The 23,149-nt window shown below is 72.3% G+C and carries 17 protein-coding genes; 5 read left to right on the top strand and 12 right to left on the bottom strand.

Going from position 1 to position 23,149, the window contains the following annotated elements; all coding sequences use genetic code 11:
• Both ACIHCX_RS37690 and ACIHCX_RS37695 read right to left on the bottom strand, forming a co-directional pair.
• A partial coding sequence (locus tag ACIHCX_RS37690) for a hypothetical protein (RefSeq protein WP_400037862.1) occupies positions 1-1,571 on the bottom strand: 1,571 nt, incomplete at its 3' end.
• 115 nt (positions 1,572-1,686) lie between these two features.
• Positions 1,687-3,048: a PP2C family protein-serine/threonine phosphatase gene (locus tag ACIHCX_RS37695; RefSeq protein WP_400037864.1), complete on the bottom strand. Its 1,362-nt coding sequence runs from the start codon at positions 3,046-3,048 to the stop codon at positions 1,687-1,689.
• Between the two features lie 195 nt (positions 3,049-3,243).
• Here ACIHCX_RS37695 and ACIHCX_RS37700 point away from each other — a divergent pair, with 195 nt between their 5' ends.
• From ACIHCX_RS37700 to ACIHCX_RS37710, 3 genes are all read left to right on the top strand, one after another.
• On the top strand, positions 3,244-3,576 hold the full coding sequence (locus ACIHCX_RS37700; RefSeq protein WP_400037866.1) for a cupin domain-containing protein: 333 nt from the start codon (positions 3,244-3,246) through the stop codon (positions 3,574-3,576).
• 136 nt (positions 3,577-3,712) lie between these two features.
• Positions 3,713-4,732: an RNA polymerase sigma factor RpoD/SigA gene (locus ACIHCX_RS37705; protein ID WP_400037868.1), complete on the top strand. Its 1,020-nt coding sequence runs from the start codon at positions 3,713-3,715 to the stop codon at positions 4,730-4,732.
• A gap of 233 nt (positions 4,733-4,965) precedes the next feature.
• The gene (locus tag ACIHCX_RS37710) at positions 4,966-6,039 is read left to right on the top strand and encodes an NAD(+)/NADH kinase (RefSeq protein WP_400037870.1); all 1,074 of its coding nucleotides are present in this window, start codon (positions 4,966-4,968) and stop codon (positions 6,037-6,039) included.
• Positions 6,040-6,094: 55 nt separating this feature from the next.
• Here the strand turns inward: ACIHCX_RS37710 and ACIHCX_RS37715 are convergent, their stop codons facing one another.
• The 10 genes from ACIHCX_RS37715 to ACIHCX_RS37760 form a co-directional block, all read right to left on the bottom strand.
• A complete protein-coding gene (locus ACIHCX_RS37715) occupies positions 6,095-7,195 on the bottom strand; it encodes a PP2C family protein-serine/threonine phosphatase (RefSeq protein ID WP_400037872.1) in 1,101 nt (366 codons plus the stop codon).
• Between the two features lie 241 nt (positions 7,196-7,436).
• On the bottom strand, positions 7,437-8,813 hold the full coding sequence (locus ACIHCX_RS37720) for an endo-1,4-beta-xylanase (RefSeq protein WP_400037874.1): 1,377 nt from the start codon (positions 8,811-8,813) through the stop codon (positions 7,437-7,439).
• Positions 8,814-9,220: 407 nt separating this feature from the next.
• The gene (mgrA, locus tag ACIHCX_RS37725) at positions 9,221-10,264 is read right to left on the bottom strand and encodes an L-glyceraldehyde 3-phosphate reductase (RefSeq protein ID WP_400037876.1); all 1,044 of its coding nucleotides are present in this window, start codon (positions 10,262-10,264) and stop codon (positions 9,221-9,223) included.
• A gap of 151 nt (positions 10,265-10,415) precedes the next feature.
• Entirely contained in the window at positions 10,416-10,823 is a 408-nt protein-coding gene (locus ACIHCX_RS37730) for a roadblock/LC7 domain-containing protein (protein ID WP_400037878.1), read from the bottom strand.
• A gap of 99 nt (positions 10,824-10,922) precedes the next feature.
• Complete coding sequence (locus ACIHCX_RS37735; RefSeq protein WP_400037880.1) at positions 10,923-12,077, bottom strand: PP2C family protein-serine/threonine phosphatase; 1,155 nt, start codon at positions 12,075-12,077, stop codon at positions 10,923-10,925.
• Between the two features lie 304 nt (positions 12,078-12,381).
• Complete coding sequence (locus tag ACIHCX_RS37740) at positions 12,382-15,180, bottom strand: SpoIIE family protein phosphatase (protein WP_400037883.1); 2,799 nt, start codon at positions 15,178-15,180, stop codon at positions 12,382-12,384.
• Positions 15,181-15,190: 10 nt separating this feature from the next.
• Positions 15,191-17,686: a SpoIIE family protein phosphatase gene (locus tag ACIHCX_RS37745; protein WP_400037885.1), complete on the bottom strand. Its 2,496-nt coding sequence runs from the start codon at positions 17,684-17,686 to the stop codon at positions 15,191-15,193.
• Between the two features lie 144 nt (positions 17,687-17,830).
• Positions 17,831-18,307: a GNAT family N-acetyltransferase gene (locus ACIHCX_RS37750; protein ID WP_400037887.1), complete on the bottom strand. Its 477-nt coding sequence runs from the start codon at positions 18,305-18,307 to the stop codon at positions 17,831-17,833.
• 48 nt (positions 18,308-18,355) lie between these two features.
• Positions 18,356-19,801: a glyceraldehyde-3-phosphate dehydrogenase gene (locus ACIHCX_RS37755; RefSeq protein WP_400037889.1), complete on the bottom strand. Its 1,446-nt coding sequence runs from the start codon at positions 19,799-19,801 to the stop codon at positions 18,356-18,358.
• A gap of 176 nt (positions 19,802-19,977) precedes the next feature.
• A complete protein-coding gene (locus ACIHCX_RS37760; RefSeq protein ID WP_400037891.1) occupies positions 19,978-20,430 on the bottom strand; it encodes an SPW repeat protein in 453 nt (150 codons plus the stop codon).
• 228 nt (positions 20,431-20,658) lie between these two features.
• Between ACIHCX_RS37760 and ACIHCX_RS37765 the strand changes: the two genes are divergently transcribed.
• Positions 20,659-21,720, top strand: a complete 1,062-nt coding sequence (locus ACIHCX_RS37765; protein WP_400037893.1) for a PucR family transcriptional regulator — start codon at positions 20,659-20,661, stop codon at positions 21,718-21,720.
• A 252-nt stretch (positions 21,721-21,972) separates the two neighbouring features.
• Positions 21,973-23,061 (top strand): hydrogenase expression protein HypE, encoded by a 1,089-nt coding sequence (locus tag ACIHCX_RS37770; RefSeq protein ID WP_400037895.1) that lies wholly within the window; start codon positions 21,973-21,975, stop codon positions 23,059-23,061.
• Positions 23,062-23,149: the final 88 nt, after the last annotated feature.

Below are 23,149 nucleotides of genomic sequence, written 5' to 3' on the forward strand. Positions count from 1 at the left end.
GTGGATTGCTGCCCTTCACTGTTCGGGTTCCGCGGATCGGTGGCGGTGTACGGCTCCAGCTCGTCGGGCCGGAAGTAGTGGAAGCGGCCGTACCAGCTGTGCAGTTCGGCCGCGGGGTCGTCGTCGAGGGTGACGGCGAGGTGCACGCTGCCGTCCACGTCGTGGAAGACCGCGGCCACGTGCGCGGTCCGCCCGGCCAGGAACATGTCCTGGGCGTCGGCGCCCCGGCCCCGCGGACGCAGCCGGACACGGCTGCCGCCTCCCAGGGGCACGCCGTCGACGAGCACCTTCTCGGTGGTGGGGGAGAGGCCGTCGTCACCGCCCTCCTGCCACCAGGCGGGCGGCCGGTCGGCGGCCGGTCCCCCCGAAGCGGTCGCGGCGGCACCGTCCGCGCCCGCGGGGGCCGTGGCGACGGGCGCGGCGGGAGCCAGCGAGCGGATGGCGCCGTGCAGCCGGGAGAGGACCTCCGGGGGCATGTGGTCCACCCGGTCCAGGATCTCGGCGGCGCGCGGGTCGGTGGCGCGCGCCTCGCGCTTCTCCTCGTCGGTCAGCAGCATCGTCCGCAGCGTCAGGATCTCGTCGATCTCCGCCGCGTCGTGCAGGTCGCCCGGACTCTCGGGCGCGACCTGGGGACGGTCGGGCAGGATGATCGGCGCGGACAGCAGCACGGGCCCGGTGCCGCCGTCCGAGGACTGTGCCTCACGGCCGGCGCCGGTGCCGCCGCCCGTGGCGGGCGGTTCGCCGCCGAGGACGGGGAAGGTGAACGCGTTGCGGCAGCCGCGGACGTGCTCCAGCAGGTCCGCGGGCGGGTCGGTCAGGGAGACGAACTCGATGCCCGTGCCGCCGATGAGGGTGTGCGTGGCGATGAGCGCCTGGCGCAGTGCGATGTCCCGCGGGGCCCGCGGATCCGCCGCGTGCCCGGTGTTCTCGGTGCGCACCCGCAGCCGGACCAGACCGTCCGCGAGACGCTCGGCCGCGAGCGTGGTGTCCGCCCGGATCTCCGAGCGCCGCCGTACGATCCGCCCGCCGCCCTCGGGCAGGGAATCGCTCTCCTCACCGGCCGGCGCGCCCACCGGGGCGGTGCACTCCCGCCGCAGCAGGTCCTCCAGCGGCACGACGAGGTCGGTCTCGCGCGGCACCGCCTCGTCGAAGGTCAGATGGGTGGTGCCGTCGCCGGTCCGCAGCGAGTGGACGGGGCGGAGCCCGCCGTCCGGGCCGGTCTCCTCCACCTGCTTGTGCTGCGCCTGGAGGTAGCGCACCCTGACCCGCAGGACGGCGTCGGGCCCGTGCACCCGCAGCAGGCACTCGGTCCGCTGGTACCAGGAGTCGGCGGAGCCCGACACACCGACCGTGACGGGCCCGTCGCACTCCACCCAGTTGCGCGGCAGCAGCACCCCGAACTGCCAGCGGACGCGGTTCTTGGGGGAGGAGCGGCGGTAGGGATACAGCAGGTAGCCCTCGTAGAGGACGGCGTCGGCGACCGCGCTCACCTGCGCGAAGGGCTGCCCGCCGGGACCGACCCGCACGGCTCTGTCGCCGTCCACGGCGCCCTCGACCACAGCATCCGGCATAGGCCCTCCTCCGACTCGCAGGTTCGCCATGCCTTCCACCACGCACCCACCGCTCACGCGCCCTCTCCCCCTCCTGCCCAGCGCTGTTGGGCCGGACGGGGGAGAGCCGGTTCGCTCAGCGCGCGAGCCGCGGCATGCGCAGGGCCAGCAGGGCCACGTCGTCGTCGTAGCCGTCCTGGCGGCCGAGCAGCGCGTCGCACAGCGCGTCCAGCGGGGCGCCGGCCAGGGCGGCGGCATGGTCCGCCAGGTCCCGCAGCCCGGCGTCGATGTCCCGGTCACGGCGCTCGATCAGGCCGTCGGTGAACAGCAGCAGGGTGCTGTCCGGTGGCAGCGGGTGCTCGTGGTCGGGGCGGGGCAGACCCGGCTCGACGCCGACCGGGATGCCGTGGGCCTCGGGAGCCAGGCAGCGGACCGCGCCGTCGGGGGTGATCAGCAGCGGCGGCGGATGCCCGGCGTTGGTCCAGCGCAGCGCGTACCCGGCGTCCGGTATCCACTCGATGCGGGCCAGGACCAGGGTGGCCGCCGGCGGATCGCCGAACGCGGCCAGCGCCCGGTCGAGCCTGTCCACGATCAGGCTGGGCGGCCCGCACCGGTCGAAGGCCAGGGCCCGCAGCATGTTGCGGATCTGCCCCATCAGCGGCGCCGCCTCCACGTCGTGGCCGGTCACGTCGCCGACGACGACGAGGACCGCCCCGTCGGGCAGCCCGAAGGCGTCGTACCAGTCACCACCTAGGTGGGGCAGCTCGGACGCCGGCTCGTAGCGGGCCTCCACCAGCAGCGGGGACAGGTCGGGCAGTACCGGCAGCAGACGGCGCTGGAACTGTTCGGCGGACCGCTTGAGCCGCCCGTACAGACGGGAGTTCTCGATGCTGACGCTCGCGGCACTGGCCAGCGCGGTCAGCAGGGCCTCGTCGGCGTCGGCGAAGGGCGTGCCGTCCTTCTTGTCCGCCAGGTAGAGGTTGCCGTAGACGGTGTCGCGCACGGTCAGCGGGACCCCGAGCAGCGTGGTCATCACCGGGTGGCCGTCGGGGAAGCCGACCGAGCGGGGATCGGCGGCGATGCGGTCGATCCGCAGCGGCCTGGGCTCCTCGATCAGGCTGCCCAGCAGCCCGTGGCTCTGCGGGAGCCCGGATGCGGACAGCAGCTGCTCGGCGCCGTCGACGCCGACGGTGATCAGGTCGATGATCTCCCCGCCCTCGCCGAGCACGCCGAGGGCGCCGTAGCGCGCGTCGACGAGGTCGGTGCCCGCCTGCACCAGGTGACGCAGCACGGTGCGGGTGTCCCGGTCGGCGCTGAGGGCCACCACCGCGTCCAGCAGGCGGTGCAGCCTGCGGCGGTCCAGGCTGAGCTGCCGGATCCGGGCGCTGAGCTCCTCGTAGGCCTCACCACCATCCGGGGTCCGGGCGCTTTCCGGGGCTGCGGTGGCCCTGGGGACGGCCGCCTCTTCGGGCTCCGGCCGCCATGGATCGTGCGACATGGGGCACCTCCCGGCAGGGCCGGTGCTCGTCCTCACCGTCCGGGCCCCGGCACGGCCACCTTACGCCGGGTGGGGGTGCGGAGGCTTCCCCCGCCCGCCACGGGGCCGCAGGGGGAAAGCCCGAAGACGGCGGCGCACCGGCGTACGCTACGGAACTGCCCCGCTCGGGTCCCCCCATGAGGAAGAGTCACAGTGATGCAGAAGATCTCCCTCGACGCCCTCGCCCGTGAGCACCTCGGACGGGCCGAGGCGTCCCCGGCCGGCCGCAGCGCGGAGACCGTCTACGGCGGCCACGAACACGTGCTGCGCCAGACCCTCATCACGCTGCGCGCCGGCACGTCCCTGGCCGAGCACGACAACCCTGGTGAGGCGACGGTGCTGGTGCTGCGCGGACGGGTGGTGCTGCGCAGCGGCGACACGTCGTGGGAGGGCATGGCGGGGGACCTGCTCATCGTGCCGCAGGCCCGGCACAGCCTGGAGGCCGTCGAGGACGCCGCGGCCCTGCTGACGGTGACCAGGACCCCCTGACCCGGGGCCGGACCGTGGTCGCCGTTCGCCCTGGCCGACAGCCGCGACCCCGAGCCGCTGGTCCCCGGCCGGGACGTATGGGCGGCGGCTGTCTCGGGTACCCGGGCGGCGGTCGCGAGGAGATGAGGAGCGCGCGATGGCTCCCGCGAAGCAGAGGACGGCGGCGTCCGCACGTACCGGACGGCGGGCGGCGGTGCGTGCCACCAAGCGGTACGACGCGGTGCCCGAACCCGACGGCGAACCCGATCTGCTCGGTCAGTACCTGCGCCAGATCGGGGCGACACCGCTGCTCGACGCGGAGGGCGAGGTGCGGCTTGCCCGGCGCATCGAGGCCGGTCTGCACGCCGTGGCGGAACTGCGGCAGGCCGAGGAGGACGACCGGGAGGTCGCGCCGAAGCACCGGCGGGACCTGGAGGCCGCCGTACGGGACGGCCAGGAGGCCAAGGACCACATGGTGCGGGCCAACCTCCGGCTCGTCGTGGCCATGGCCAAACGGCACGCCCATCGCGGGCTGCCGCTCCTCGACGTCATCCAGGAGGGCAACCTGGGGCTCATCCGGGCGGTGGAGAAGTTCGACCACACCAAGGGGTTCAAGTTCTCCACCTATGCCACCTGGTGGATCCGCCAGGCGATGGAGCGCGGCCTCGCCACGCACGCGCGTTCCGTACGGCTGCCGATGCACGTCGTGGAGCAGTTGCAGAAGCTCGCCAAGATCGAACGCAAGTTGCAGCTGAGCCTCGAACACGAGCCGACCGTCGAGGAGGTCGCCCGCGAGAGCGGTCTCACCGAGGACAGGGTCGTCTGGCTGCGCCGCGTCGGCCGGCAGGTGGTCAGCCTGGACATGCCGGTGGACGACACCGGCGAGACGGTGGTCGGCGATCTCATCCCCGACACGGAGGTGCTGCGGGCCCCCGAGGTCGCCGAGTACCAGGCGCTGGCCGAGGAACTGCGGGAGGCCGTCGACACCCTGGCGCCGCGCGAGGCCCTCATCCTCAGCCTGCGGTACGGCCTGCACGACGGGCACCAGCGCACCCTGAAAGAGGTCGCCCAGCACGTGGGCCTGACCCGTGAGCGCGTGCGTCAGCTGGAGAAGGAGTCACTGGCCCGGCTGAGGGAGCAGGAGCCGGGTGAACGGCTCCTGGCATGGGCGAGCTGACACTCCGCGCGGAACGCTGCCCGAGAGCCGTACGAGTCCGGTGTTTCCGCACGTGGAGCAGGGGAACCCGGGAACGCTGCCCGCGCCTGGCCGGTGCGGCCGGACAGGGGCGAGGCGGCGGCGCGGGGGAGCGGGGCCCGTCCGGCGGCGTGGCGTTCGGCGAGGCGCTCACCGCGCGGTGAGGATGGCGTCCGGCAGCGAGTCCGCCCGGGTGCGGAGATCCGGAGGCAGAGGTGACGGTGCGTCGTATCGGCCTGGTCGTCCACGGCGGGCGCGGTGAGGCCGCGGCCGCCGCCCGCACCGTGCGCGAGTGGTCCGACGAGCACGGCGTGGGGTGCGCGGACATCGACGTGTGGCACGACGGAGGGCGGCGCTCCTCCCGGGAGGAGGTCGAGGCCGCGGGCGACCCGGACCTCGTCGTCACCCTGGGCGGTGACGGCACGTTCCTGCGCGGCGCCCGGCTGGCCGCGGTGAACGACGCCCTGGTCCTGGGGGTCGACCTCGGCCGGGTGGGATTCCTCACGGAGGTGCCCGTCACGGTCGTGCGTGCCGCGCTGGACGCCGTCCTCGCGGAGCGCCTCACGGTGGAGAACCGGATGATGCTCACCCTGCGCGCCTCGCGCCGCCTGGAGGTGCCCGCCGACATCGAGGAACTGATGCGCTACGGCCGCCGCCCGATGCTGCCGCCGCCCCGGGTCCGCGCCGACTGCCAGGCCGGTGGCGACTGGGGCATCCCGCTGAACGTCACCGCCCTGAACGACATCGTGCTGGAGAAGCTGGCCCGGGACCGGCAGGTGTCGGTCGGCGTCTACCTCGCGGGCCGGCTCCTGGCGTCCTATTCGGCCGACGCGCTGCTGGTCGCCACCCCCACCGGCTCCACGGCCTACAGCTTCGCCGCCGGGGGCCCGGTCGTCTCGCCCCGCGCGGACGCCCTCGTCTTCACTCCGGTCGCCCCGCACATGGTGTTCAACCGCTCGGTCGTGGCCGCGCCGGACGAAGCGGTCGGCCTGCGCGTGCTGGAACGCTCGGGCCAGGCCGCCGTCAGCATCGACGGCCAGTTGCGCGGTGTGCTCGACCCTGGTGACTGGATCGGCGTCTACGCCTCCCCGCGCCGGCTGCGGGCCGTCCGGCTGGGCCCGATGGACTTCTACGGCCGTCTGCGCGACCGCATGAACCTCACCGACGCCCCGGCCGCGGTCGCCGACGGCACCCCGGCCCCGTTGTGGCCGGTGACGTCGCCCCGGCCGGCGGACCTCGACCATCTGGCCATGCCGGCCCGCCCCGGCGACGCCTCGTGGGCCCCGTGAGCCGTCCGCGCACGCCGCACCGGAGGCGAACTTCGGTCATGTCCCGTGCCACTGCTCAGGGGTGGGGCGCCGCGGGGAGGCGGTGGGCGGCGAGCGCGGCCAGGTCGTCGTCGAGCCGTCCGCCGCTGAAGGCGAGCAGATCCGCGTGCAGGCGCTCCAGGAGTTCGCCGGGCGGAAGGCCGGCCCAGGGCCGGACCCGCTCGATGAGCGGGTAGAAGGCGCCGGCCGGGTCGCGGGTCTCGGTGACCCCGTCGGTGTACAGCAGCAACGTGTCGCCGGGATGGAAGGGCGCGACGTCCACGCGGTACCCGTCGCCGAACAGCACACCGAGGTTGACGGGCGGCGAGGGCTCGGTCGCCTCCAGCTCCGTGACCCGGCCGCCGCTGACGAGCAGCGGAGGCGGGTGGCCGCAGTTGACGAGACGCACGACGTGCTCGTCGTCGGGGATCTCCGCGAACACCGCCGTCACGAACCGCTCGGCCGCCTCGGCGCCGGGCAGCCGGGCGGCGTAGCGGCTCATACTGCGCTCCATACGCCCGGCCAGATCGGCCAGGTCGGGCTCGTCGGGCGCGGCCTCACGGAAGGCTCCGAGCATCGTCGCGGCCGTCTCCACGGCGACCAGGCCCTTGCCGCGGACGTCGCCGATGAGCAGACGCACTCCGTGCGCGGTCGGCACCGCCTCGTACAGATCGCCGCCGATCTGTGCCTCGGCCGCCGCGGAGAGGTACAGGGTCTTCACGGAGACCTGGCCGAGGTGGTGGGGGACCGGGCGCAGTAACACGCGCTGTGCGGCCTCCGCCACGGAACGCACCGTGGCGAGGGTGTGCTCCCGGCGCGCACGGTGCCAGGCGAGGATCGTGCCGAGGATGCCCACCACGAACGTGCAGATGTAGTTGGCCACGTAGTGGCGGTCCCACAGATTGCCCACGGTGCGGCCCGCACAGCACGGGGTGCCGGCCAGGACGCCCTCCAGGACGATGGCGAACACCGTGACGGCGGCGACCACGCGGGGGCCGTACCCGAAGGCGGCCACCAGCGGCAGCGCGGTGAGCACGAAGCTCACGGGCCACAGCGCCGGGGTCACCGGCTCGACGGCGAGGACCACCACGACGTAGAAGACCGGCAGCCAGCGCAGCCACAGGGGCTGGGCCGGCACCTGTGGCCGTGCCCTCGGCTTGCGCGGGCGGCGGTCCTCGCGGAAAGACTCAGGCGGCCTGTTCACAGGTACTCCCGGCGGGCTTGACCAAGAGCACCAGCCTGCTGCGTGGGCCGCTGCCGCGTCGGCATTGCTCCAGGCAAGGGCATGTCAGCGAGGCCGGCCGGCCGCCGTGACGACACGCACGACCGGGGCATCGCGCGAGGCGCGCCCCGGTCGTGCGCGACGTGACCGGGACCGGTCAGGACGCCGTGCAGGCGCCGACCGTCGGTGTGGCGTTGTTGCCGTTCTTCATGGCGGTGAAGCCGAAACTGGTCGACGCGCCCGCCGCGAGGCTGCCGTTGTAGGAGGCGTCGCGCACGGTCATGACGGTGCCGCTGCTGTCCCAGCTCGCCGTGCCGTTCCAGACGCTGGGGACGGTCTGCGGCGGGGCGAAGGTGACCTTCACGCTCCAGCCCTTGATCGGGGCGGAGCCCGCCTTCACGGTGACCTCGGCGTTGTAGCCGTCGTTCCAGTCCGAGGTCTTGGCGAAGGAGACCGTGCAGGTGGCGTTGCCGCCGCCGTTGTTGCCGCCGCCGTTGTCACCGCCGCCACCGTCACCCCCGCCGCTTCCCGAGCCGCCGAGCGCGGCGAGGACGGCGTCGTACGCGGGCTTCTTGGCGTAGCTCGAGTCGAACAGCAGCGGAGTGCCACTGCTGCGCCACGAGTACATGTCGGTGACGCCCCAGACGGTCAGGCCCGTGCAACGGGTCACCGCCAGGCAGGCCTTGACGACGTTCGAGTAGTTGGTGGCCTGGGCGGATCCGGAGCCCTCGATGTCGAGCTCGGTGATCTGCACGTCCACCCCGAGGTCGGCGAAGCGCTGCAGATTGGCCTGGTAGTCGGACGGAACCGGAGAGGCGGGGTTGAAGTGGGACTGGAAGCCCACGCAGTCGATCGGCACACCGCGGGCCTTGAAGTCCTTCACCATGGCGTAGACCGCGTTGCTCTTCGCGTTGACGCCGTCGGTGTTGTAGTCGTTGTAGCAGAGCTTGGCGTTCGGGTCGACGCTGCGGGCCGTGCGGAAGGCCTCCTCGATGAAGCCGCTGCCGAGCTTGTCCGCGAACGGGGAACTGCGCAGGGCTCCGCTGGAGCCGTCCTGGTACGCCTCGTTGACCACGTCCCAGGCGTAGATCTTGCCCTTGTAGTGCTGCATGACCTGGGTGATGTGGTTGTTCATCGCCGAGCGCAGGTCGGTGGCGGCCAGGCCGGAGACCCAGGAGGGGAGCTGGGAGTGCCACACCAGCGTGTGCCCGCGGACCTTCATGTTCAGGCTCTGGGCGTGGTTGACGATCTGGTCGGCGTTGCCGAAGGTGAAGGTGTTGCGGGAGCCCTCGGTGGCGTCCCACTTCATCTCGTTCTCGGGCGTGACCTGGTTGAACTCACGGTCGAGGGTGCCGGCGTAGGCCGATTCGCCGAGGTGGTTCGCGGCGACGGCGGTACCGAAGTAACGGCCCTTTCCGGCCGCGGCGGACCCCAGTGTGTCGGCGGCCGCGGCGGTGTGCGACAGGGCCGTGACGGTGGAAGCGGCGAGCAGGACGGCCGTGAACGCCTGCGCCGCCCGTCTGGGCATGGACATGCCATCTCCGTTTCTCGAAAGTTTCGCAGCCAAGGTCGAATGTGACGCGCAGGTTACGAACAGAACGGGAGGCGGTCAACGGTTCGCGCAGGCCGTACCGAGGGATGGCCGAAGGTCGACCTCCCGCTGTCCCTTTGCGAGTTACGGGCGATCCCGGTGGTTGACGCGACAGTGCGGCACCTCTAGCGTGACGCGGCGCCTTCCCGAAATCGGCCCGAAAGTTTCGAAGCAAAGGACGCCGACATGCCGCGAACCCGAAGAGGTCCCGGACTCGCCGCCGACCGACCCGCCGACCACGCCACCGGCGGGCGGCTGCCGGGTGGCGTACACGACCAGCGCCTGGAACACCGGTAGTCCGCGTCCTTCACCCTCAACGGAGCCGCCTGCCAGGTGACTTGAGAAACGGGTCAGCCGAGCTTTCCGGTGCGGGCGGCCTGCCACAGGTCCACGCCGCCGTCGGTCGCGAACGTGTCGATCCCGGCCAGCTCCTCGGCGCTGAAGTCCATGCGGTCCAGCGCGGCCACGTTCTGCTCCAGCTGCTCCACCCGGGAGGCGCCGATCACCAGCGAGGTGACGCGCTCGTCGCGCAGGGCCCAGGCGAGCGCCATCTGGGCGAGGGTCTGCCCGCGGCCGGCCGCGATGTCGTTCAGGGCCCGCAGCCTGCGCCGCATGTCGTCGGAGAGCCAGGCGGTGTCGAACGAGGTGCCCCGCGCGGCCCGCGAGTCCTCCGGCACGCCCTCGAGGTAGCGCCCGGTCAGCAGCCCCTGGGCCAGGGCGGTGAAACCGATGATGCCGAAGCCCTCCTCCTCCGCGACGTCGAGCAGCCCCTCGGTCTCGATCCAGCGGTTGACCATGTTGTACGAGGGCTGGTGGATGAGCAGCGGGGTGCCCAGCTCGCGCAGGATGGCGGCGGCCTGCCGGCTGCGCTCGGCGTCGTAGGAGGAGATGCCGACGTACAGGGCCTTGCCCTGGCGGACGGCGGTGTCCAGCGCGCCCATCGTCTCCTCCAGCGGCGTGCCGGCGTCCAGCCGGTGGGAGTAGAAGATGTCGACGTAGTCCAGGCCCATGCGCTCGAGCGACTGGTCCAGCGAGGCGAGCAGGTACTTGCGGGAACCGCCGCCCTGGCCGTACGGGCCGGGCCACATGTCCCAGCCCGCCTTGGTGGAGATCACCATCTCGTCCCGGTACGGCGCGAGGTCCTGCTTCATCAGACGCCCGAAGTTGATCTCCGCCGAGCCGTAGGGCGGTCCGTAGTTGTTCGCCAGGTCGTGATGGGTGATGCCCAGGTCGAAGGCGCGCAGCGCGATCTCGCGCTGGGTCTCGAACGAACGGTCGTCGCCGAAGTTGTGCCAGTAGCCCAGGGACAGGACGGGCAGGTCGAGCCCTGAGTGCCCGGTGCGGCGGTAGCGCATGGTGCCGTCGTAACGCTCAGGATCCGCGACGTAGGTCATCGGGTGGTCTCCGGGTGGTGCGATGCGGGGGCGTCTCCCCGGGATCGAGGGACGCCTCCACCTTGCTCCAGCATGATCCTGAAGTCCAACCGCTCCGTCCCATCGGACTCAGCGCCGGCGCTTCTGAATCCGTCGTTCGGGCCGGGCCGGCTCAGGAGGCGCGCGCCGGCGCGGTGAGGTGCTCGCCGAGCTGCTCCACGAGCTCGCTCATGGTGTGCCCGACGAGCCCGGCGTCCGCGTCCTCGGTGGTGACCAGCGCCAGGTGCGCGCCCTCACCGGCCTCCACGATGAACAGCACCCCTCCGTAGAACTCGGTCATCGCCGAGCGGACGCCGCCGGTGCCGTCGCCGAACTCGACCGACGCGCCGTGGGACAGCGACTGGATGCCGGCGGCGATGGCGGCGAGCTGGTCGGCCTGGTCGGGGGTGAGCTCCGGGGTGCGGCACAGCTTCAGTCCGTCCCGGGACAGCACGAGCGCGTGCCGCGCGCCCGGGGTCCGCTCCAGCAGGCCCTCCAGGAGCCAGGTGAGCTTGTCGTCGGCGGTGGTCTGGCCGGTCATGAGGTGGGGTCGCCTTCCGGGTGCTCGCTCAACTTCCGGTCACTATACGAGTCTTGGTGATCATCTTGGCAAGCCCCTGGACCCTCCCGAGGGCACCGTTCAGCCGGCCGCCTGGACCATGCGTCCGAAGCGGTGCGCGGTGGGCGAGGCCGGGACACGGCGGATCGCGATCAGGGCCACGTCGTCGTCGAGCCGCCCGCCGGTGTGGGCGAGCAGGTCGCGCTGGACGTGGTGGAGCAGGGAGTCGGGGGCGCCGTCGACCCACCGGGTCGTCCGCTCGACCAGAGGGTAGAATACCCCGCGGTCGTCACGGGCCTCCACGGCCCCGTCGGTGTACAGCAGCAGGGTGTCGCCGAGGCCGAAGGGCAGCACGTCGACGACGGATCCGTTCGGATCCGTCAGACCGACCCCGAGCGGCGGGGCGGGCGTGAGGTCGGGCATGGTCACCGACCTGTCCGGTCTCAGCAGCAGGGGGGCCACATGGCCGCAACTGGTCAGCCGAACCACCGGCTCGTCGTCCGGGATCTCCAGCAGCAGGGCGGTGACGAAGCGTTCCCCGGCCTCCTCCTCCGGTTCGAAGTCGGACAGGTAGCGGGTGATGCTCCGCTCCAGGGAGGCGGCGAGCGAGGGCAGGGCGGCGTGGTGGTGAGCGGCCTCCCGGAAGGCGCCGAGCAGCAGGGCCGCCTCGCCGACGGCGGGCAGCCCCTTGCCGCGCACGTCGCCGATCATCACCCGGGCGCCGCTGTCGGTGCGGGCGGCCGCGTAGAGATCGCCGCCGATCGACGCCTCGTCCTCCGCGGCCAGGTAGAGGGAGGCGAGCTGGAGCGGGCCCAGCCGGGTCGGCAGGGGCCACAGCAGCACCCGCTGGGCGGCCTCGGCGACCGACCGGACCTGGGCCAGCTCGCGCGCGCGGCGGTCCCGGACCGCGCACAGGGCCACGACCAGAAGAGAGAGCAGCGCGAGGGCGATCATCTGTACGAACACCTCGCGCGACGGCAGGATGCCCAGCCGCCAGCCCGCGAACCCCTGGGCCGCCACCGAGACGGCACCGACGGCCCCTGTGATCCACGGCCCCTCGAACCAGGCGGTGATCGCGGGAGCGATCACCAGCAGCGGGCCGAGCACGACGTCGGACGGAGCCACGATGTCGGACACGGTGATGAGGATGATGAGCGCGACCGGGATCAGCACCAGTATGTGACCTGGTTGCCGCCCCTGCGCCCGGTCGGAGAAACGCCCCTGCCAGGAACTCACGCCTACCACAGTGCACCGCTGCGGCACGGGGTGCGAACGCAGTCACCCGGTTCACCTGCCCGGGAAGACCCCGCGGCCGGCCGCCGCGATCCCGCCCCGCCGCGGCACGGCCCGGCGGCGGACCAGGGAAGGCGGCAGCCCCGGGGTGTCCCCGGCGCCGGGCGCCTGTTCGGGTGGCACTCTCCGCCCGGCGCCAGGGGAGCGCACACGGTTCGACCGGGCGGACGCCCGCCCGGTCGGCACTCCGGATCCGGCGCCGGAGACGGACCCGGCTCCGGTGCGGGAGGCGGCGGCGCCGGTTCGCTCACCATGCCATCGAGTCCAGCAGGGCCTCGGGGTCCGGCTCCGGACGGCCGTCCAGGCTCAGCTCCGCCCAGATCACCTTGCCGTGCGCCGTGTAGCGGGTGCCCCAGCGGTCCGCGAACTGCGAGACCAGGAACAGGCCGCGGCCGCCTTCGTCGGTGGTCGTCGCCCGCTTGAGGTGCGGCGAGGTGCTGCTGCCGTCCGACACCTCGCAGATCAGCGATCGCCCGAGCAGGATCCTGACCCGGACCGGTTCGGCGCCGTAGCGGATGGCGTTGGTCAGCAGTTCGCTGAGGACCAGTTCCGTGGCGAAGCAGGACTCCTCCAGCCCCCAGTCGTGCAGTCGGCGGGTCACCTCGCCGCGCACCCGGGAGACCGCCTCCACGTCGAAGGGCACGTCCCAGACCGCCACCCGGGAGGGATCGAGCAGCCGCGTCCGGGCGACGAGCAGCGCCACGTCGTCGCGCGGACGCTCCGGCAGCATCACCTCCATCAGCTCCCGGCAGGTCTCCTCCGGCGTCCGGTCCGCGGGTGCGACGGTCTTGGCGAGCATCGACAGGCCCTCGTCGACGTCCCGGCCGCGGTCCTCGACCAGACCGTCGGTGAACAGCACGAGCCGGCTGCCCTCCGGCAGGGTCAGCTCACCCGTCTCGAACGGATGACCGCCCACCCCCAGCGGCGGGGCCAGCGGCAGATCGGGGAAGGTCACCCGCCCCGCGGGGTCCACCACGGCCGGGACGACGTGCCCCGCGCGGGAGATGGCGCAGCGGCCGCCCACCGGGTCGTAGATGGCGTACAGACAGGTGGCCCCGGTGACCGCGGACATCTCGCCGTCCGCGCTCGCCGCCGGCGTGTCCAGCCGGGTCACCATCTCGTCCAGGTGGCCCAGCAACTCCTCGGGAGGCAGGTCGAGGGACGAGAAGTTCAGCACCGCCGTGCGCAGCCGGCCCATCGTCACCGCCGCGTGCAGCCCGTGCCCCACGACGTCGCCGACCACCAGCGCCACCCGGAAGCCGGGCAGCGGGATGACGTCGAACCAGTCGCCGCCCACCCCGGACTGGGCCGGCAGATACCGCCATGCCACCTCCAGCGCGTCCTGCTCGGGCAGCTCCCTGGGGAGCAGACTGCGCTGGAGCGTCACCGCCATCGCGTGCTCGCGGGAGTAGCGGCGCGCGTTGTCGATCGCCACGGCCGCCCGGGCCACCAGCTCCTCGGTGACCGCGACGTCCTCCTCCTCGAACCGGGGCGAGCCGGCACTCCGCCAGAAGTTGACCATGCCGAGGAGCACACCCCGCGCCCTGAGCGGCACGGTGATCAGCGAATGGATGCCGTGGTCGAGTACCCGGACCGCGCCCTCGGGATCCCGGGACCGCCAGTCCTGCGCGCGGTGCAGGTCCGGCACCAGCACCGCCCTGCCGCTCCGCAGTGTCGCCCCCATCGGCGTGTCGGCCACCACGAACTCCACGAGGTCGCCCACGGGCTGGAGCGGGCCGTGCCGGTCCGCGCCGTGCAGCGCGGTGCGGCGCATCCGCTGCGCCGTCCCGGCGGGTTCCTCGCCCTGCAGCACGGACTCCAGCAGCTCCACGGTGACGATGTCCGCCACCTTCGGAACCGCCACCTCGGCGAGCTCCTGTGCGGTACGCCGTACGTCCAGCGTGGTGCCGATCCGCACCCCGGCCTCGTACAGCAGCGTCAGGCGTTCCCGGGCCAGTTCGGCCCGGCCCGACAGGGCCCGCAGCTCGGTGGTGTCACGGAAGCTGGCCACCAGCCCGGGCGCGTTGCCGTACGGCGTGGTGCGCCGGGTGTTGACCGCCAGCATCCGGTCCCCGGCCGGGAACACCGCGTCGGAGGCGACCTCGCCCGACTTCAGCAGCCGTGTCATCCCCGCTCCCAGACCCAGGTCCGTGACGAGCCGCTGGTCGGCGTCGCGGGGGAGGTCAAGCAGTCGGCGCGCCTCGTCGTTGGCGAGCAGGAGCCGCCCGTCGGCGTCGACGATCAGAACGCCCTCGCGCACCGCGTGCAGGACGGCGTCGTGGTGCTCGTACATGCGGGTCATCTCGGTCGGGCCGAGACCGCGGGTCTGGCGGCGCAGCCGCCGGCTGACGAGGAAGGTGCCGCCGGTCGCGAGCACCACGGCCAGCGCCGCCGCGTCCAGCACCATCGGAATCTGCTGGTCCAGCAGGTGCCCCAGGGTCTGGACCTCGATTCCCGCGGTGACGATACCGATCACGTGCCGGCCGGCGCCCACCACGGGCACCACCGCGCGCACGGAGTCGGTCGGGCTGCCGTGGAACGTCTCGGTGAAGGTCTTGCCCGCGATGGCCCGGCCGATCGCCTGCGCCGGAGTGCCGACCAGCCGCGGCTCGGGGTCGGTGAGCCGCACGCCCCGCTTGTTCAGCACGGAGATGAAGTCGACACCGGAACTCAGCTGCGCCTTCTCCGCCGGGATCTTCAGCAGCGCCGACGGATCGGGCGACTGGAGGGCCATGGCCGTACCGGGGGCCTGCGCGAACGCCTCCGCGACGGCCAGGGAGCGCGCCTTGGCGATGTTGTCCCCGTCGTACCGCCGCTGGAGCACCATGGCGGTGGCGGCCGCGGCGACGAGCACCAGGACGACGACCAGCTGCAACAGGAAGACCTGCGCGGCCACCGTGCCGGGCCGCCAGAACGGCGGGAGACGGAACCCGGTGGCGCTCCGGACCGGCCAGGCCACCGGGCGCAGACAGTCCCCACCGTCCGCCCGCCGCTCACTGAACGGCGGTTGCGCTGCCTTCCGGGTCTGGTGGGAACTACCGGCCATGCTGTCATTTCTAACACCGCGCTTCGCCGCCCGGCGAACGATATGTCTGATTAATCCCTGTGTGGATCGGTCGTTTCGCCTGGATATTGCCGGGCAAGGGCTGTTCCGTCCAGATCGTCTTGCCGGAGCTGGTGTACCGGGTGCCCCAGCGCTGGGCGAGCTGGGCGACCAGGAACAGGCCCCGTCCGCCCTCGTCCGTGCTGCCCGCGCGCCGCAGGTGCGGTGAGGTGTGGCCGCCGTCCGAGACCTCGCAGATCAGGGTGGACTCGTGGATGAGCCGCAGCTTGATCGGCCCGCGGGCGTGCCGGATGGCGTTGGTGACCAGTTCGCTGACGATCAGTTCGGTGGTGAAGGCCAGTTCCTCCAGGCCCCACTGGGACAGCCGATCGCTGACGTCGTCGCGCACCACGCGCACGGCCGACGGGTCGGCGGGTACGTCCCAGGACGCCACGCGGTCGGGGCTGAGGGCGCGCGTCCTGACGATCAGGAAGGCGACGTCGTCCCGCGGCCGGTCCGACAGCAGGGCGCGGACCATGGTGTCGCACATCTCCTCCAGCGGCCGGTCGGGGTGGGCCAGGGCGAAGCACAGCCGTTCGATGCCGACGTCGACGTCCTGGTCCGACGCCTGGATCAGCCCGTCGCTGTAGAGGGCGATGACGGTGCCCTTCTCCAACGGGATCTCGGCCGACTCGAACGGCAGGCCGCCAAGGCCCAGGGGCGGGCCGGCGGGGATGTCGGGGAACTCCACGGGCTCGGTCAGGTGCGCGATGGCCGGGCTGGGATGCCCGGCGCGGGCCACGACCATGGTCCGGGCGATGGGGTCGTAGATGGCGTACACGCAGGTCGCACCCGCCGCGGCGGGGCCCTCGGCGGCCGCCTCCGCCTCGTCCGACAGGCGCATCACCAGGTCGTTCAGGTGCGCCAGCAGCTCGTCCGGGGACTGGTCCAGGTCGGCCAGTGTCTGCACGGCGGCGCGCAGCCTGCCCATGCTGGCGGCGGCGTGCAGGCCGTGCCCGATCACGTCGCCCACCACCAGCGCGACCCGGGCACCGGAGAGCGGGATGACGTCGAACCAGTCCCCGCCCACCCCCGACTCCGCGTCGGCGGGGAGATAGCGGTGGGCGACCTCGACCGCGTTGTGCGAGGGCAGGTTGGGCGGCAGCAGGCTGGTCTGGAGGGTGAGCGCGGCCTGGTGCTCGCGGGCGAAACGCCGGGCGTTGTCCACGCACACGGCGGCCCGTGCCACCAGATCCTCGATCAGGAGCTGGTCGTCCTCGGTGAACGGATCGGGGTTCTCCCAGCGCAGCAGGGTCACCACGCCCATCGTGAGGCCGCGGGCCCGCAGCGGCAGCACCAGGTGCGTGTGCACGCCGAACCGGTTGATTCCGGTCCAGCGCACCGGGTCGTCGGGGAGCCAGGGCGTCCCCGGGCCGAGGGCCTCACGGCTGGGTTGTCCGGTGGCCAGGCACCGGTTCTGCAGGGACCCGGCCGGGTACCGGATGGGTTCGCCGGCCTCGGCGATCACCTTGGGCAGATCGGGCCGGATCGACAGATGGGCCGCCCGGCGCAGCGCGGGCGGGCCGCCCGCCGGCCGGGTGGGCGGGCCCTTCCCCGTGGTCGCGACGTCCAGGAGGTCGATGGCCACGAAGTCGGCGAGCTGCGGGACGGCGACCTCCGCGAACTCCTGCACCGTCCGGTCGAGGTCCAGCGTGGTTCCGATGTGTTCGCTGGCGGCGTTCAGCAGCACCAGCCGCTCGCGGGTCGGGTCCTGGACGCTGACGTTCCGGGCGGCGTAGCAGATCCCGAGCGTTCGGCCCGCGCCGTCGTGCAGCGGGAAGAAGGTGCGCGGCCGGGAGTGCTCGCGCCCGCCCCGGCCCGGCCTGCCGCGCCGGGGCGGCGCGTGGGCGACGGTGACCTGCGGCTGCCCGGAGACGAGCCGGCGCCGGGCGTACCGGGTCACGACCGGCGACGTCCTGCCGGCGCCGGTACCGGTGGGGGTGGTGTCGGTCGGGGTGGTACCCGCAGTGGTGATGTCGGTCCGCCCGGCGCCGGCGGTGGTGGTGTCGGCCGGGGTGGCGCTGCTCGGGGCGGTACCGGCGGTGGTCGTACCGGTCGCGTCGCCGCCGGTCGCGTCGGCGCTGGTGGGCGGAGCGCCGGCCGGGACGTGCGCCCCGAGGACCAGCCAGTCGCGGCGCCCGTCGGCGGCGAGCAGCGGGCACACCCGCACGGCGAGCCGTACCGTGTGGCCCGCGCGGTGGCGGAACGTGAGCACCGCGTTCCCGGCGCGTTCGGTCCGGCGCAGCCGGGACACCACGGCGCCCTGGTCGCGGTCGCGCAGCAGCGCCCACGCGGGATGCCGTACGACGTCGGCGGTGGAGTAGCCGAGCAGGTCCTGGGCTCCCTGGCTCCAGTAGGTGATCAGCCCGTCGGCGTCGACGACGGCCACCGCCGTGGTCGTGGTGAATGGATCGCCTGGACCGGTACCGCTCGCGCCGTTGACGCCCATGCCTTCACCCTCGTATCCACGGGCAGGACCCCCCACCGGCAATGCTGCCATCGGGGACGGTGTCCTGCCGCCCGGGAGCCGGGCGGCGCGAGCGGAGCGGGTGAAGGGACGGACGCGCGTGTGACGAGAGACCCCGAGTGAGTCCTAGACCCCCGCCGACAGTGCCTTCAGCGGCTCGTCGGTCAGCCGGTACACCGTCCACTCGTCCTGCGGGCGCGCCCCCAGGGCCTCGTAGAAGCCGATCGCCGGCCGGTTCCAGTTCAGGACCGACCACTCCAGGCGTTCGTACCCGCGCTCGACGCACACCCGGGCCAGTTCCGTCAGCAGTGCCCGGCCGTAGCCGCCGCCGCGGGCCTCCGGGCGGACATAGAGGTCCTCCAGGTAGACGCCGTGCACGCCGCGCCAGGTGGAGAAGTTGAGGAACCACAGGGCGAAGCCCACCACCTCGCCGCCCGCGTCCTGCGCGATGTGCGCGAACGCCGCGGGGCGCTCGCCGAACAGGGCCTCGGCGAGCTGCTCCCGTGTCGCCCGCACCTCGTCCAGGGCCTTCTCGTAGTCGGCCAACTCGAGGATGAGGTCGTGGATGACGGGGACGTCGGCGGGGGTCGCGGTGCGGATCATGGGCGCAGTCTCACACACCGCGTCCCGCCGTCGGACAACGGGTGCGGATCAGACCGCGGGCGCCGGATAGGTCGGGTACTCCACCCCGGAGACGTACTGGACGACGCGGATGACCTGGCAGGAGTAGCCGAACTCGTTGTCGTACCAGAGGTAGAGGATCGCGTTGTCGCCCTCGACCTTGGTGGCGCCGGCGTCGACGATCGAGGCGTGGCGCGAGCCGATGAAGTCGCTGGAGACCGCGTCGGGGGCGCTGGTGAAGTCGATCTGGCGCTTGAGCGGAGAGGTCAGCGACACGTTGCGCAGGTAGTCCAGGACCTCCTCGCGGCTGGTCTCCCGCGCCAACTGCAGGTTGAGGATCGCGATCGAGACGTCCGGCACCGGCACGCGGATCGAGCTGCCGGTGATCTTCGCCGTGAGGTCGGGCAGCGCCTTGGCCACGGCGGAGGCGGCGCCGGTCTCGGTGATGACCATGTTGAGCGGCGCGGAGCGGCCGCGGCGCTCGGCCTTGTGGTAGTTGTCCAGCAGGTTCTGGTCGTTGGTGAACGAGTGGACGGTCTCCACGTGGCCGCGCAGCACGCCGTACTCGTCGTCCATCGCCTTCAGCGGCGGGACGATCGCGTTGGTGGTGCAGGAGGCGCAGGACAGGATCTGTTCGTCCGGCTTGATGGTGTCGTGGTTGACGCCGTGGACGATGTTGGGGACGTCGCCCTTGCCCGGCGCGGTCAGCACGACCTTGTCGATGCCGGGGCGCAGGTGCGTGGACAGGCCCTCGCGGTCGCGCCACTTGCCGGTGTTGTCGATGAGGATGGCGTCCTTGATGCCGTACGCCGTGTAGTCCACCGACGACGGGTCGTCGGCGTAGATCACCTTGATCTCGTTGCCGTTGGCGATGATCGCGCTGTTCGCCTCGTCGACGGTGATCGTGCCCTGGAACTGGCCGTGGATGGAGTCGCGGCGCAGCAGCGAGGCGCGCTTGATGATGTCCTGCTCGCCGCCTCCGCGGACGACGATGGCGCGCAGCCGCAGGCCGTTGCCGGAGCCGGCCTTCTCGATGAGCAGGCGGGCCACCAGCCGGCCGATGCGGCCGAAACCGTAGAGGACGACGTCGCGTCCCTCGCGGCGCTCGATCTTGTCGGCCCCGGTGGCGCCGGCGACGGCCTCGGCGGTGAACTCGTCCACCGACAGGCCGCGGCCGTCCGCGCGGTACGTCGCGGCCAGCATGCCGATGTCTATCTGGGACGGCCCGAGGTCGAGCGTGGTCAGGGCCCGCAGGAAGGGGAGCGTCTCGGTGACGGACAGCTCCTCACCGGCGATCTGACGGGCGAACCGGTGGGTCTTGAGGATGCTCACCACCGACTTGTTCACCAGGGAGCGGCTGTGGAGGAGGACGGTGACGTCCCGCTCCCGGTGCAGCTTCCCGATCATCGGGATCATCGACTCCGCGATCTCTTCGCGGTGCTTCCAGTTGGTGAACGAGTCGTCGTTGACAGTCACAGATCTATCTTTCGAGCTAGGCGGCGCTCATATGCTAACCCTACGGCTTGTCGATCATGACAGAGGGCCGTACCCGCTGTTGCGCGGGGTGCGGCCCATGGTCGGTATTCCGTCTGTGGTCGGTGGCTGCGGTCCCTCGGGTCCCTCCGTTGCGGTCGGTGGACGCCGGTCCCGCGTCACCGGTGGTGGTGGGTACGCCGGGTGAGTCCGACGGTCAGCCCCATGGCGGCGAGCCCCAGCAGGGCCGTGATCGCGCCCACCCAGGCGTTGTTCCAGATGATGCCGGCCCGGGAGCCGTGGGCCGCGGGTACGACCCAGGGGGTGATGATCAGCCATATGCCGAGCGGGACGAGGAGCCACGCCAGGCGGAACATGCGCTCGGGGGCCATGGTGAGGCCGAGGCCGACCAGGGCGACGGTGATGCCGATGATCAGGTTGTTGACGGTGACCGTGGGCTGGCCGGTGAAGTGCACCACCCACGGGGAGATCGCGGCGTAGACGCCGGCCAGGACGACCAGTCCCTCGACGACGATCGCCCGGTTGCTGGCGGCCGTCCGTTCCAGACGCTCCCGCATCTCGATGATCTCCGGATGCGAGCTCATTCCGGTGGAGTGCTGCGGATACGACATCACTGCCGCTCCTCTCCATGAGATTGCCAGTGTGGAGTTTTTCCTACCGACTGGATTCCCCCTTATGGCGGGTTTATTTATGTTTGCCCGGATTCTTGCGGTGAGGTGTGTCACAGCGTGTGTCCGACCTGGGGGTGAGCCCGTGCGGGAAGCGCGGAGCCGTCTGTCAATCTTGTCGAGCATGTGTCAAGAGGACGCCGATGGCGTGCGGGGATCCGGGGAGGGCGAGTGACGGGGCCAGAGGTACCCGACGAATACCTGACGGGGTACGTGCAGATCCTGGCCGACGTCTGTGCCACCGGGCGCCGGCTGACCCGGGACGAGTTGGAACTGCTGCGCGCCCACGGGGAGCGGGCGGCGGAGGCCGGCCACGGACTGCGCAGGCTCGTCCGCCGGCACCTCGCCGAGGCGAGGGCCTTCGCGCCGGCGCTGGCGTACGCCGGCGCCGAACAGGTCCTCACCGCGGTGGAGCAGGCCGTCGACGCGTTCGCCGAGGGCCACGACCGGGCCCAGAAGCTCGCCATGCGCAAGGAGGAGGCCGCCCGCCGGGAGTTCATCGACGACCTGCTCTACGGGCGCAGCGACCTCGGGCGGCTGGGCGAACGCGCGGAACGCTACGGACTGCTGTTCTCCCGCGCCCACGCGGTGGCCGTCGCCCAGGGCGGTGAGCCCGTCGACGACACGCACCCGGCCGCCCGGTACGTCGAGACCGAGGTGGTCGCCCGGTTCGGTGACCGGCGCATCCTGCTCACCACCAAGGACGGCCGGCTCATCTGCATCGCCCCCGGCGACCAGGACGACGTACTGGCGTTCTTCGCCAAGCAGGCGCACGCCTCCACCGACGGCGGCCGGGTCGCCATCGGACGCCCGCATCCGGGTGCCGGGGGAGTGGTCTCCTCCTACGAGGAGGCCCTCAACGCCCTGGAACTCGCCGACCGGCTGGAACTCCAGGAGCCCGTCCTGCGCGCCGCCGACCTCCTGGTGTATCCCGTCCTGACCCGCGACCGGCAGGCCATGGCCGATCTGGTCCGCGACACCCTGGGGCCGCTGACGGTCGCCCGCGGCGGCCCCCAGCCGCTCCTGGACACCCTGACCGCCTACTTCGACTCCGGCTGCACGGCCGCGGAAGCGGCCCGCCGCCTCAACCTCAGCGTGCGTGCCTTCACCTATCGCCTGGAGCGCATCCACAAGCTGACCGGCGCCGACCCGGCCAACCCCGTGCACCGCTACACACTCCAGACGGCGGTGATCGGCGCGCGCCTTCTCGGCTGGCCCGCTGCCGAAGTCTGACGGGCCGGGGGGCGCCGACCGTGCGACGGCGGCGCCGTTCACCCCATTGCCGGTCCACAACGAGCGGTGTTTGGGGACCGGTGTGAGCCTGGTGAGGGGATTCGGTGGGTGCGTCGCGCCGCCGTGGCCCGGAGGACCACGTGTTCTCCCCGGCCGGTCCGGCCGGTACCGCGACGTCCGTCGCGGCATGCCGCGGTCCTCGGGCCGCCGCCGCGACCGACCCCGCCACCGACTCCATGGGAGGCCGACGACATGACGACCCACGGCGCCACCGCCGAAGTCAGCCGGGAGCCCGCGACGTCCGAGGGGCGCGCGGGTTTCGACGAGATCACCATCCTCTGGATCTCCGAGGGCATGAGCTGCGACGGCGACACCGTCTCGCTGACCGCCGCCGACCAGCCCTCCATCGAGGACGTGGTGCTGGGACTGATCCCCGGTCTGCCGAAGGTGAACCTGGTCAACAAGGTGCTCTCGCCGAGCCTGGGCGGCGAGGACTTCCTCGCCCCGTACCGGGCCGCGGCACGCGGTGAGCTGACCCCGTTCATCCTCGTCATCGAGGGGTCGATCCCGAACCAGCGGATCATCGACGGGGACGGCTACTGGACGTCGTTCGGCAACGACCCGGACACCGGCGAACCGCAGACGCTGAACTGGTGGATCGACCAACTCACTCCCCGCGCCTGGGCGGTGGTGGCGGCCGGCACCTGCGCCACCTACGGCGGCATCCACGCGATGGCGGGGAACCCGACGGGCTGCATGGGGCTGGCCGACTACCTCGGCTGGGACTTCAAGGCGGAGAGCGGCCTGCCGGTGGTGAACGTGCCCGGCTGTCCGATCCAGCCGGAGAACTTCATGGAGACCCTGATCTGGGTGCTCCACCACGCGGCGGGTACGGCGCCGGCGCCGCCGCTGGACCACATGCTGCGCCCGCAGTGGCTGTTCGGCAAGACGGTGCACGAGGGCTGTGACCGGGGCTCGTACTACGAGCAGGCGAGCTTCGCCATGGACTACAACTCCCCCAAGTGCCTGGTGAAGGCGGGCTGCTGGGGCCCGGTGGTGAACTGCAACGTGCCCAAACGGGGCTGGATGGCGGGCATCGGAGGATGCCCGAACGTCGGCGGCATCTGCATCGGCTGCACCATGCCGGGCTTCCCCGACGCGTTCATGCCCTTCATGGACGAGCCGCCCGGCGGCACCCTGTCGTCGATGCTGGTCAAACCGTACGGGGCGGTCATCCGGCGGCTGCGCGGCCTGACGAACGACATGGTGAACCACGAGCCCAAGTGGCGCCACAACAAACGCAAACTGACCAGCGGTTACGAGCCGCGCTGGCGTCCGTGAGGGCGCCGGCGGCGCACCTCCGCCGTCGCGCCGACCGGCGGCAAGCACGCTCTTCCAGCCCGCAGCGAGGAACGAGGTTCAGACCGAG

The organism is Streptomyces sp. NPDC052043 (assembly GCF_044548235.1).
GTDB lineage: Bacteria > Actinomycetota > Actinomycetes > Streptomycetales > Streptomycetaceae > Streptomyces.